Origin of the sequence: Rhizobium sp. Root1334, from assembly GCF_001426665.1 — a bacterium.
Lineage (GTDB): Bacteria > Pseudomonadota > Alphaproteobacteria > Rhizobiales > Rhizobiaceae > Pararhizobium.
The window spans coordinates 60,594-72,871 of the sequence record NZ_LMEY01000008.1 but is presented as its reverse complement, the minus strand read 5'-3'; the positions used below and the strand labels follow the sequence as shown (position 1 = coordinate 72,871).

Here is a 12,278-nt window from a genome sequence, read left to right as displayed (position 1 = left end):
GCGATGATCCTCTCATCAGCTTGCCGGCAGTGGCGCGCTGATACTCATCCGACCCTCTGGGATGAGCCGTGGTCGTCTAAGCTACACCACTCCCTGGGACACGATCGTTTCCTTACCGGGATAAATGTGAGGATACATTTTAACGTCTCCTGAGCAGGTTCTGTGGAAATGCTGTTTCTGCGTCTTCAGAAACTACGTGTGAGGAGAGGGTCTCAGAAAGTTATACAATGGTTTGGAAGCAGGCCGACGGCTTCGCATTCCTATGATCGATGACTGAAACGTCCCCATGAACTTGGGGACCCGTCCCCAGGGGAACGTTTGAAAAGCAGGGGATGCCTTAACTGAGCGTATTCGCTTGGGATGACCGGCATGCTGCCTCGCGCACACAAGGAAGTCAGAAAGCAACAGGTCAAACCGCAGTTTGCGCAAAAATCCAAAACGCACTAACCGGCGGTTTTAGTACAAAAAGCAACACCCCAAAAACGCATGCCAGTTCCATAAATTAGGTTATGCGACACGTTATTGTAAGGGCTATTTAGTAATGCGACAGTTGGGCCAGTTAGAGATGCGACAGTCTCGCCTCTCGACGCACTGGTCAAAACCAACGTTGGGAGCAAGGATGACGATCTTCAGCCTGGTCGAGACCATGAGCGGTCGGAGTCGTCATGTCCTTTTTGATCACCATGTCGCAGAAAGAATTGCATCGCCTCGAACTCATCCAGAAGATCCGTGACGAACGCCTGAGCGTCGTCCAGGCGGCCGAACGGCTCGACCTCAGTCGAAGCCAAGTCCATCGGCTGCTGCAGGCCTATAACCGGGATGGCCCGGCCGGGCTTGTTTCGAAGAAGCGATCACGGCCGAGCAATCGGCGCCACAGCGAGGAGTTTCGCAATGCGGCGCTGGATCTGATCCGCGAACGCTATCTGGATTTCGGTCCGACGCTGGCACGTGAGAAGCTGATCGAGCTGCACCGGATTTCGGTCGCCAAGGAAACGCTTCGGCAATGGATGACCGAGGCCGGCATCTGGGTTTCTCGCCGTGAACGCAAGAAGCGGGTTTTCCAGCCACGCGGCCGACGTGACTGCTTTGGCGAACTGGTGCAGATCGATGGCTCACATCACTGGTGGTTCGAGAACCGTGGCCCCAAATGCGCCCTGCTCGTCTATATCGATGACGCGACTGGCAAGCTGCTGCATCTACGGTTTGCTGGCTCGGAGAATACATTCGACTATCTGCATGCGACGAAGGCCTATCTGCAGCAATGGGGCAAGCCGCTGGCGTTTTACAGCGACAAGCACGGCGTTTTCCGCTCACTCCATCCGTCGAAGAAAGACCGGACGAGCGGCCTAACGCAGTTCGGCCGGGCGCTTTATGAGCTGAACATTGACATCATCTGCGCCAATACCCCGCAGGCCAAGGGCCGGGTGGAACGTGCCAACCAAACATTGCAGGATCGGCTGGTCAAGGAGATGCGGCTTCGCGGCATTGATACGATCGAGGAAGCCAATGCCTATGCGCCTGAGTTCATTACGGATTTCAACGCGCGCTTCGGCAAGCTGCCGCGCAATCCGAAGGACATGCATAGGCCGTTGGCCGCGCATGAGAATCTCGATGGCGCCATGTGTCGCAAGGAGATCCGCACGTTGTCGCAATCCCTGACGCTGCGCTACGACAAGGTGCTGTTCATCCTCGATCCGACCGAGATTTCAACGCCTTTGGCAGGTAAGAAGGTGATTGTCTGCGACTATCCGGACGGACGGCTCGAGATCATGCACGAGAGCTATGCCCTGCCCTATAGAACCTTCGATACGTTACGCTCGGTGCATCGTGCCGAGGTCGTCGACAACAAGCGGCTGGACGACATGTTGTCGATCGTCGCCGAGATGCAGACCGGCAGAGAACAGCAGCGCAGCAAGGGCGGACCACGGCGCACCGGGCAGAAAGATCATATGTTCGGTATTCGCGACGGCAGCACGGCGAACGGGTATCAGAAGCGTGGCCGCAAGCCGGGTCGGCGGACGGATTTCATGAACGATCCAGCGGTGATTGCGAAGCGCGAGAAAGCATTATCGAAGCAGCCGGCGGCGGAATAAGACGTTTCAATGCACCCCGATGTCGCTTTGTGTATCCGATTCCAGCTGCAGGCAGGCGGACCAAAGTGGCGTCTTGTGGAAGGATCCATCCTGGAAAAGCGTGAGCCCTTCTCGTGCCTCGTAGAGCAGGCCGAGCCAGCACAGGCGCCTCAGCACGCCATATTGGACATCGGATTTCAGTTCCCAGGCTTCCAGGGTCATTTCGGTGTCTGACAGGGGCGCGAAGTCTGGATTGAGGATTTTTACAACATCCAATGGCGTGCAACCTCCTCTGGCCTTGATATTGAGAAGATTGAGGAACATGCGCCACCAGCGCAATCGAGCCTGAACGTCCTCTTGCCGATCGGTCACGTGGACATACGAATAGAGATAGTCCGTGGCGACCAGATCGAAGAAGGCTTGCGGGTTCAGCAGAAACTCGCGCCCTCGTTTGGTTGGCAGCAGAACATTCTTTTTCCGGCGAAGCAGTTTGAGATGGCGGGTCATGTCGCGCACGACCCAGAGCGGCGGCATGTCGCTCTCATTGAGCACCTTGTGCATGCTGTAGAGGTCTTCGGCGGTGAACCCCGGCCAGAGGAAATTAACCGCGGCCCAATGCACGAATTTGCGGTTCATGGCGCCGGTCGCAGTCAATCCTATACCACGCTCGCCGTCGGCATAGGCAACGGCTAGAAGCATGCCGCGAACAAGTGGTGACAGCGCGGCGATGTCGACGTTGGCCTGCAATTTGATTTCCGGAAGCATCGTGCGGCTTTGATCCCTACCTGCCCTATGCAGGCATGAGCGAGTATCAACGGGTGACGGAACAATTGCCACTGAGAAAGCTAAAGCCGAAGGGGAGCGTCATACCCGCCCCCTCCCTGCCCTTGCAACCCCGGCCAGCCGGTCCCGGTCGGGGGCTAACCGGCGGAGCAAGACGATACCAGTGTCGCGTTTCTAACTGGTCACCACCGTCGCAGCCCTATCCAGCTTTGACAGTTATACCATTACGGTTGGTTCAATGATGAAGTGCGACTTGCAATAGCTAACAACGGTTTATCCCTGCAAGGAACGAGACGTGAAACGCACCTACTCCCAGATCGATCTGGATGAACGCCGCAATATCGCGCGCTGGCGTACGGCTGGAATCAGCGTTGACGTCATCGCCGAGAAACTGCACCGACATCGCTCGACCATTTTCTGTGAGCTGCGCCGCAATGCTTTCGAGGATCGCGAGATGCCGAACCTCTACGGTTATTACTGCGTGATGGCCAATGACATGGCGCGAGAACGGCGTGCCAAGCTGCGCAAACTTGCCCGGTTCTCGCATCTGCGCCAATCGGTGATCGAGCGCATCATGCATGGCTGGTCGCTGCAACAGATCGCTGGCCGATTGCAGCTTGAGCGTCATCCGATCTCTGTCAGCCATGAGACGATCTACAAGTTCGCCTATTCATCCGACGGTCATGCGATCAAACTCTGGCGACATCTGCCGGAGCACCGTGCCAGACGCCGACCACGGCACGCCAGGCGCCGCCATGGCAGGCGGTTTACCCCGGATGTCAACATTCTCTACCGGCCAGACGTTGTCGCCGATCGCAAACACGTGACGTCGCTCGTCGAACGGGTCAGTCGCTTCGCCGTCTTCCTGCGCAACAATGAACGGCAATCGAGACCGGTTATGGACGGGCTGATCCAGGTTCTCCAGTCTCTAACCCACCAAGCCCGCCGTTCAATCACCTTTGACCGTGGCACTGAGTTCACCGACTGGCCCTACCTGCAGGCGAGCATCGGAGCGCAAACATGGTTCTGCGATCCACAATTCCCCTGGCAGAAAGAAACTGTCGAGAACACAACCAGGCGGGCCAGGAAATGGCTTTCGAGAGAGGTTGATCCACTGTCTCTCAGCGACCGCGATCTCGCCGACATCTGCAACCATCTGAATGCAACACCACACAAATGCCTCGGCTACAAAACACCCGCCGAGGTCTTCCGCCAGAAACTGCTCGCGCAAATCCGGCGTACCGGTTAGCCTCTCGAAGCCTGCAGGTCGCGGTCCAGCATGAACTCACAGGAAGCGATTGCCGTGTTCTTGGCGATGAGCACGAGCGTCTGCATATGGCTGTAAAACCACTTTCGATCTCAACCAGCTGCGAGACCGGGAAATGAATTTGCACCGAAGGGGTTCTGTCCAATCAGATCGGCATTGCGCTCGCTCTGAGTTACAAAGACATCTCCAGCCCGTCCCCCCTCCATCAGGCGAGATTGGCAGTTGCACGTTTGGTAGGTCCTGTCGTCAGTTGTTCCGACGCATTTGCTCCCCGGTGAGCGAAGTCCACCGCGAAGGCTCGCGTCGCCAAGGGTTTTCACAAACTCATGAAGTGGCTTTTATTCTAGTTCCACATGTCACATTATGCAATCTCGGGTTGATTTCCTAGTGCATATAATAGTAAACGTCGAGGACTCTTGTGATCTGTTCCACCTGAAGACCAAACGGAGTGAAAAAATGCAGCACTGGCTGGACAAGCTGACCGATCTTGCGGCGATCCAAGGCGACGAAAGCATCCTGACGCAGGGCCTTTCCGACCTCACCCAACATTTTGGCTTCACCGGCTACGCCTATCTGCACATCCAGCACAAGCACAGCATCGCAGTCACCAATTATCATCGCGAGTGGCGGTCGACGTATTTCGAGAAGACCTTCGATAAGCTCGATCCGGTCGTCAAACGCGCGAAATCCACAAAGCAAGTTTTCGCGTGGTCCGGGGAACGGGATCTCGCGAAGCAATCGAAGGAAGAGCGTGCATTCTTTGCGCATGCTGCCCATTTCGGCATCCGCTCCGGGGTAACCGTTCCGATCAAGACCGCCAACGGCTCGATGTCGATGTTCACTTTAGCGTCGGAAAGGCCAGCAATCGATCTCGACCGCGAGATCGACGCGGTCGTGGCCGCCGCTGCCGTCGGACAGCTCCATACCCGCATCTCGTTCCTTCAAACAACTCCAACCGTGGAAGATGCCGCATGGCTCGATCCTAAAGAGGCGACCTATCTCAGATGGATCGCCGTCGGCATGACGATGGAGGAGATTGCCGATGTGGAGGGCGTGAAATACAACAGCGTCCGTGTGAAGCTTCGCGAGGCGATGAAACGCTTCGATGTCCGGAGCAAGGCCCATCTTACCGCGCTGGCAATTCGCAGAAAGCTGATGTGAGAGCGCCGGTGGCCGAGTTGCTCACCAGGTGTGGTCCTGAAACCGGATCAGTTAACGGTCACCTTCGGGATGTAGCCGAGGATGCTGATGAGGGTACTCACTGCGCTCATCTGCGCATGCATCTCGATGCTGGCCTCAATGTAGCAAAGGTGCTGTAGACCACCGGTCAATTCCCCTGACCTGTAGCTTTCCGGCAGTGCCTGGAACAGCTCGTCAGCCTTTTCGACTAACCGCCGGTGCGTTCGGATCGCGTCGACGGTAAGACTTTCCAAGTCGGCGGGAGGTAGTCCCCGCGTTAGCCCCACCACCGGCCGGAGCTCCACTCCCTTGGATAAGATCACATCTTCCGATTCCATGTTTCCAACCCTGGTTTTGTCTGCGGTCCGCCCCCGCTGACGGCGAACCCTATGAACCCTAGCCGGGGGTTAGAATCCGAGATGAATCGGCCCTGAGACCTTTAGCACCGAAGCGCCTGGACATGAGTCACAGGCCCCCGGCCATAAGATCAGAGGATTCCTGGCGCCATTTCGGTCAGCGCCAACCTTTCATCCGCGGATTCTACGCCGCAACACAGCACGTACTGCGTCCCGGCCTTTATAAGAGTCATTTCAACGAGATGCCAGTGGGGATTGGAATAGCGAAGATGCAAATCATCACATCCGAGAAGCATCAGACGCCACGAATTCCGTTCTGGTCGGCATCTTCGAGTTTAGTCCAAGCACCCTGAAACCGTTGCTGGGCACTTGCGTTGGAATGGAAAACCGGTGGTTATACCTACTTTTCCTGAGCACCGATGCCAGAAAGATCAATTCGTATCCCTGCCTTGTTGGGGTCGTCAGCGATGTCCTGCGCAGCATCGGAATCGTCGGTCGCACCAAGTTCGGCACGTTCGCTGGTGCCATCATCTTCCTGCGCGGGCACTGGGTCGGCCAATTTCGCCTGACCTGGATCTTCCGCGCGAAACACCGCCGTTCCTTCAAAATATCCTGTCTGCCAGGCGATGATCGCATCGTCGAACACTTGCGGCAGGACATCATTGTCCGTCGGATTCCCATACCATTTGGTCACGATCCGATAGACCTTGGCGAACAGGGCTGTGCCCATGCGCATGTTCTCGCAAGCATCGACCAGGTCCGGCTTCAACTGGCCCGCCTCCACGATGCCGAGCCCGGCGGGATATTGTGTGATCCCGACGCGAACGGTATTGCGACCGAGGTTGTCTCGGATAAGCGCCAACGCCTCCTCCGCTGTCTTCGGCCTGGGCACCAGTATGACGCGGTTCCCGGAGCGGACCGTGACTGCGAGCGGGTCCGGTGCCCCTGCCCGCTCGATGAACTGTTCGACGATCGCCGGCTTCAGGCCGGGATCGCTGCATTCCTTGATGAGGGCGGCATCGACCATCGCGAACATCTCCTTATGTATTGAAAGCCGCGACGACGGGCAGTCCGAACAGTTTTGCCCAGGCGACCACGCTCGCGTTCTGAATGGCGACGATCGAGGTTCCCGCGGTCCACCATCCGTTGCCCGGGGCGACGATTGCGGTGGGGGAATGCAGCATCGACTGCAGGACCGGCCAAAGGAGGAGTTGTTCATAGCAGATCAGAGCGGCGATCTTCTGGCCGTCGGTTTGCACAACCGGATTACCGAAGAGGTTGGCGCGGGCTCCACCACCCTGCCCGGTCCATTCCCGCCAAGGCTGCCACATGGATACCGGGACGGGCATGCGTTCGCGATAGAGAATTCGTGCCTCGTCAGCCGAAACCTTCACCATGACATTGTCGTAGCCGCCCGGATCGATGACAGCCGCGCCGGCGATCACACTGAGCTCCGAACCTCGCAAGCCCTGACGCCACACTCTCTCGACCGTCGGCGTCCAGAAGCCCAGAGCACTTTCGGGAAGAACGATGAAGCGGGTTTTCTCTCCCGCAGCCGCGCGCACCGTTGCGATCAGGTCATGGTGATAGTGAAGCGAGCCGTCTCGCCCGAGTTTCTCACCCTGTTCGATGTCGACGCCCTTCCATCCCTCGGGTATATCAGGTGATGTCCACGTGGCAGTGGACCAGAGCCAGAATCCTCCCAGGACGATGGCGACAGCCGGCCAATATCGCGATGCCATCATCGCGAGGCCGGCTGTCATCGCGATCAGCCCCCACCATCCCCATCCCGGAAAGAGCACGCCGGCAGCGGTGAGCGGATGTGCCCAGCCGGTTATGCCGAAGGGCGGCAGTCCCGTGAGCATCGCCGCCGCCAGATAGCGCGTCGCCGTTGCTACTACCGTTCGACCTTCTCCTGGAGACTTCCCTTCCGGTCGCGCCTTCCAGAGCGCCGCATGCACGCCGGTGAAGGATAGCGAAGCAGCTGTCCAGAGCAGAAGCCCAGGCCAGAGATCGGCGGCATAGAAGTTGGCGACGCCCTGCGGCAACCCACGCGACGCAGCCAGAAAATATCCGGCGGACACGAGCACCGCCGTCAGCCGCGACGGCGACATCGCCCATAGCGTCGGAAACAACACAGCGACCGGAAGGGTCAGGACATGACCGCTCCAGGCAAACCAGCCGCAAGCAGCGGATACGGCGATAAGCAGGCAGGATCGCCGCCAGTTATGGGTCGAAAGTGAGGACCGGCAGCGCCAGGCCGAGAAGGCCCGTGTCGGGAACCGGCCCAAAATACCGACTATCATAGGAGCTCGCAAAGGATGAGTGAAGGAACAGATTTCTCAATGGCACGATGCCGGTTTTGAACGGTGTGATCGGCCTGCCCTCGCCATCGCTCGCGCGAACGATCGATGAGGCGAGAGGCCTACCGTCGACAGTGACATTTGCGCCGATTTCGACATGCTGTCCGGGAAGTGCCGCCACTGTCTTGATAAGCGGCGCAAAGCCACTGGGGCAGAGGCCACTCCTGACATAGCCGCGGCGCCGTGCCTCCTCGAATGACGCGGTCGCCGGTGGGCAGATGAACACGAGATCGCCGACCTCGACCGGACGCTGCAGGGCCATGATACGCCAGAGCCCAAGCGGCTCGCTCGGCGTCAGGTTCAATCGAAAGCCGCCGAAGTATGCGATTGCCGCCAGAGCGGCGATCGCCCCGCTCGCGCCGGCCAGGAACAGGAGAAGCCGCCGCCTCATTGCTTCATCACCGGCGTCTGGCGCTGGGCGAGACGCAAATCCTCGGCCTGCCGTAGGGTCCGGACGGTGCGCTCGTGAGCGGCGAGTTGCTGGGCCGTGCGCATGATCGGCCAGGCTTCCTTCAGACGCTCCTTCTGCTCGGGCTGCATCCCGTCGGAGAGTTTGTCGAAGAGCTTTCCGGAGGGTTCACGCGCGGCATTGGTGAGCAGTGTGCGTTGCCCGAACCGTTCGGTGACGGCTTGGTTGAACCCGTCAATTTCCAGCTTGGCTTCACGATTGCTCAGTGCATAGGCCATGGCCGCTGGCAGATCGTTGCGGTCGATCGCATCACGCACGCGCTCCAGCACCACATGTGCTGCCGGCGACAATGCCGGGATGTCGATCGACACGCGCTGACGCAATACCTGCTCGTCAGCCTGCAGCCGCTGCACAGCGTTCTCGCGCATCTGGAGATACTGCTCAAGATCGCGCTTCAGGGCCGGAACATTGAGGTCTGCAACGCGACGGTCCTCGCGCTCAGTCTTGCTGGCAAGAATGCTGGTCTTGCCCCTGAGCGGTCCGATCGACGCCGGGGCGGTCGTCAGCGTCTGAAGCGCCAATTTGGCCGTTTCCTTATCCACCAGAACCGCATCGAAGTTCATCGCGCGGAAGGCGGTTTCGGGATCGGCAAAGACGTAAGAAAAGCGGGTCGAGACTTCTTCCCATTGTTTCTTGAGGGCTGGATCGGTGTCCAGCTTGTTCTCTGCCGTGTCGGCAACGGAACCGGAAAATGTCTTGATGCCTGCGAACATGGGCGCGGCCTCCTTCATCGTTTGGGTTTTCGGGAGATGGTCCAGACCGAGACGCTCTGCAAAGACGGCAAGGCGCTGCCCGAGATCGACCAATTTCGTCTTTTGGCGCAGCGTCCAGTCGAGCCGGTCGCGGACAAGTGTGCGCGCCACCTGGACGATGTTGAGGCCACGGTTTTCTGCGTACCGCAGTGCCTCGCGGTAGAGTTTTCCGCGCTCATAATCGAGCGTGGTCTCCTTGGCATTCTTTCGGGAGAGTACCTTGGCCAGGCCACCATTGAAGGCGAATGACCGGCGGCCGTAGTAAAGCTGCAAATCCTCGCGGTGGCGGGTCATCGCCACATAGGTCAGATGCCGGTCGAGCGAGAGGCTTGCCAACACCTTCACGCGATCGACGGTAGCGCCTTGCGATTTATGGATCGTGGTAGCGTAACCATGATCGAGATTGCTGTAGAAGCGTTGCTCGACGATGACCTGCCGCCGCTGATCACCCTCTCCGACGACAGCAACGATCCTGTTCGGTGCGGCTTCAACGACATGACCAATCATGCCGTTCTTGACGCCGAACGAACTCTCGTTCTTCAGGAAGACGATCTGGTCGCCCGCGTCGAAGTGGCGAATGCCGTCAGCCGTTTTGAAGACATGGCCCTCACCGACAATGCCGCGTTCGACGAGTTTTCCGCGGGCCATAATGTTCAACGTCCGCACGTCACGACGCAGATGCGCGAGGATCAAGGTTGTCTTCTTCTGATCGTAATCGCGGTTCCAGTCTCCGATTAGCCGCTCCACCGCCTCGGCCTTGAGGCGCGTTCCCGTGATCCTCGTATTGGCCTCATAAGTGGTCAGCGCCTTTTCCACATTGCCCCGGGCCAGATCGAGCGACGCCTTGCGCATCCAGTCCTCGCGCTGGCGGTAGATCGTCTCGAGTTCGGCATAACCAATGCGGTCGACGATGGCGCGGAAGGCAGCACCCGCCTCGATCGGCTGGAGCTGTTCGGGATCGCCGACCAGAACGATCTTGGCGCCCGCCCTGACGACCGTGTCGACGAAGCCGGCCATCTGTTTTGAGGCGACCATACCTGCTTCGTCCATGACGAAGACGGTTTTGCTGTCCAGAACGTCACGACCACGGGTCCAGCGCAGTTCCCACGACGCGAGCGTCCGGCTCTGGATCCCGGCTTCCTTTTCCAGCCCCTCCGCCGCTTTGCCGGCAAGCGCGCCGCCGACCACACGATATCCGGTCAGTTCCCACGCCTCGCGGGCGGCCTTCATCATCGTGGTCTTGCCAGCACCGGCACGGCCGACCACGGCGGCGATCCGCGCGGGACCGGCGATCCGCTCGATCGCGGTTTTCTGCTCTTGCGACAACCGCTCATGCCGCCGGAACGTTGTGTCCAGAGCAGCTTCAGAGACTGCATGACCGTCCCGGTTCGCCAGCCATAATGCCTGCCGCACCATCGTCGCTTCCAGCCGGATCATTGTCCGAGTCGAATAACGGGCGGGCACCTTTTCTCCGGTCGCGAACTCGATCGTGTCACGCTGCAAACGCAGGACTTCCGGGTTCAGCATGATGCGTGACATAAGTTGCTGGAAGAAAGCCGGATCATCGACATAGCGATGCAAAACCTTGGCGACATCGCGTTCATCGAAAACGCTTTTCTCGCGGGTGATAAGATCAACCACGATGCCGGGATTGCGAAGAATACGGCGCGCATTCTCGCTGCGGCGTTCTTCGTTCAGTTCGATCCGTTCGAGCTCCGGCCGGACGCCCTGCTCCTGCGCCTTGCGCTCGATCGCCTTGGCGCCGACGCCGAGATGGATGGTCGGCTCGAGCTCGATGCCTTGCTTTTCATAGGAACGACCATCGATCTTGAGATCGATGCCGCCAAGCGCCAGGTGATGGTTCAGCCGCTCGAACCATCCATCGCGCAGGGCGTTGAAGTCATCCGTCGACCCGGCCCAGAGCTGATAGAGGATTTTCCCGGATTTCGTGCGGACCGGCTGGCCGTCCTTGGCCGTGACCGCCACCTTCTTCGATCCGAACCCGTCCTCGGTCAGCGGCCGCAATGTGGTCATCAGATGGATATGCGGATTGCCGGGATTGTCATGAAAGACCCAGTCGGCGACCATACCTTTTACGACGATATGCTTGTCGACGAAGTCCCGCACCAACGCGATGTTCTGCTCGCACGACAGCTCCAGTGGAAGCGCTATGGTCAGGTCGCGAGCGAGCTGCGCATCGGAACGCTTCTCGAAGGCCTCGACCTTGTTCCAGAAGGCTTCCGAGGCTCCGGCGACAGAGCGGTCGGCGATCATCGCGCGGACCCATCTCGGGGCATCGGCCGGGAGCAGGAATTCCTCATGTACAAGCCCCTCTTTCCGAGTGTAGTCGATGGTACGGGCCTCGCGCTCGTATTCCATTTTCGCGCAGTGCCGATAGGCCGCAGACAGTACGACGCTGCGGCCCCCGCCGCGGCTGACGATGCTGGCTGAGAAATGGGCGATGGCCACGGCGTAAAATACTCCCGATTCGAACCTCGTTCCCAAGGAGCAGCCAGGTCGAGCGGCAACCCTACGACGGCCCCGCCAGGGCCGTGGGCAAGCACGTCGCATCAGCGACGTATAATTGCGCCCTTGGATCCGCTCCTTCGGAACGGCGGGATCATCCTCCAAAGTGTCGGCTTTGCCGACGTGCAGATCTGCACGTTCCTTCGGACGTGCTTTTGAGGAAATCTTGCAACGGAACAAAGCCGCCAAGATTTCCAGGGAGATGCGATCGGAATGAAGAAACCATCATCGAAGATCAGGGAAGAAATCGCCAGATTGCAGGATCAGCTGAGACAAGCAGAAACACGCGAGGCCGAGCGCATCGGCCGGATCGCGCTGAAGGCCGGTCTCGGTGAGATCGAGATCGAGGAAACCGAGCTACAGGCTGCGTTCGAAGATATCACCGGGCGGTTTCGCGGAGGTAAGGCGGCTTCGACCGGAAAGAAAAATGCCGGTGACGGCAGGACCGCAGGCGAGACGGTCACGACGATCGAGACTGGCACTGCTGCGGGCAGCGGTCGTGAGGCTTGAA

The 12,278-nt window shown here is 59.0% G+C and carries 10 protein-coding genes; 4 read left to right on the top strand and 6 right to left on the bottom strand.

Annotated elements, in window-relative coordinates; genetic code table 11:
- The first annotated feature begins 665 nt into the window (after positions 1-665).
- A complete protein-coding gene (locus tag ASD36_RS12725) occupies positions 666-2,093 on the top strand; it encodes an ISNCY family transposase (protein WP_060505421.1) in 1,428 nt (475 codons plus the stop codon).
- Positions 2,094-2,099: 6 nt separating this feature from the next.
- Here the strand turns inward: ASD36_RS12725 and ASD36_RS12720 are convergent, their stop codons facing one another.
- The gene (locus ASD36_RS12720; RefSeq protein WP_060505422.1) at positions 2,100-2,837 is read right to left on the bottom strand and encodes a hypothetical protein; all 738 of its coding nucleotides are present in this window, start codon (positions 2,835-2,837) and stop codon (positions 2,100-2,102) included.
- Positions 2,838-3,150: 313 nt separating this feature from the next.
- Here ASD36_RS12720 and ASD36_RS12715 point away from each other — a divergent pair, with 313 nt between their 5' ends.
- Complete coding sequence (locus ASD36_RS12715) at positions 3,151-4,104, top strand: IS30 family transposase (RefSeq protein WP_060510959.1); 954 nt, start codon at positions 3,151-3,153, stop codon at positions 4,102-4,104.
- 474 nt (positions 4,105-4,578) lie between these two features.
- Positions 4,579-5,283, top strand: a complete 705-nt coding sequence (traR, locus tag ASD36_RS12710) for a transcriptional regulator TraR (RefSeq protein WP_060510957.1) — start codon at positions 4,579-4,581, stop codon at positions 5,281-5,283.
- A gap of 47 nt (positions 5,284-5,330) precedes the next feature.
- Here the strand turns inward: traR and ASD36_RS12705 are convergent, their stop codons facing one another.
- The 5 genes from ASD36_RS12705 to traA form a co-directional block, all read right to left on the bottom strand.
- On the bottom strand, positions 5,331-5,639 hold the full coding sequence (locus ASD36_RS12705; RefSeq protein ID WP_060510955.1) for a transcriptional repressor TraM: 309 nt from the start codon (positions 5,637-5,639) through the stop codon (positions 5,331-5,333).
- Positions 5,640-6,057: 418 nt separating this feature from the next.
- Positions 6,058-6,684 carry a TraH family protein gene (locus tag ASD36_RS12700; protein WP_060510954.1) on the bottom strand — a complete coding sequence of 209 codons (627 nt, stop codon included), beginning with the start codon at positions 6,682-6,684 and terminating at the stop codon, positions 6,058-6,060.
- A 13-nt stretch (positions 6,685-6,697) separates the two neighbouring features.
- Positions 6,698-7,963 (bottom strand): conjugal transfer protein TraB, encoded by a 1,266-nt coding sequence (locus ASD36_RS12695; protein WP_082562783.1) that lies wholly within the window; start codon positions 7,961-7,963, stop codon positions 6,698-6,700.
- Positions 7,884-8,411 carry a conjugative transfer signal peptidase TraF gene (gene traF, locus ASD36_RS12690; RefSeq protein WP_060510952.1) on the bottom strand — a complete coding sequence of 176 codons (528 nt, stop codon included), beginning with the start codon at positions 8,409-8,411 and terminating at the stop codon, positions 7,884-7,886. The genes ASD36_RS12695 and traF overlap by 80 nt, the downstream gene beginning before the upstream one ends.
- On the bottom strand, positions 8,408-11,710 hold the full coding sequence (traA, locus tag ASD36_RS12685) for a Ti-type conjugative transfer relaxase TraA (RefSeq protein WP_060510950.1): 3,303 nt from the start codon (positions 11,708-11,710) through the stop codon (positions 8,408-8,410). The genes traF and traA overlap by 4 nt, the downstream gene beginning before the upstream one ends.
- A gap of 270 nt (positions 11,711-11,980) precedes the next feature.
- Between traA and traC the strand changes: the two genes are divergently transcribed.
- Positions 11,981-12,277: a conjugal transfer protein TraC gene (gene traC, locus ASD36_RS12680; protein ID WP_060510948.1), complete on the top strand. Its 297-nt coding sequence runs from the start codon at positions 11,981-11,983 to the stop codon at positions 12,275-12,277.
- Position 12,278 lies beyond the last annotated feature (1 nt).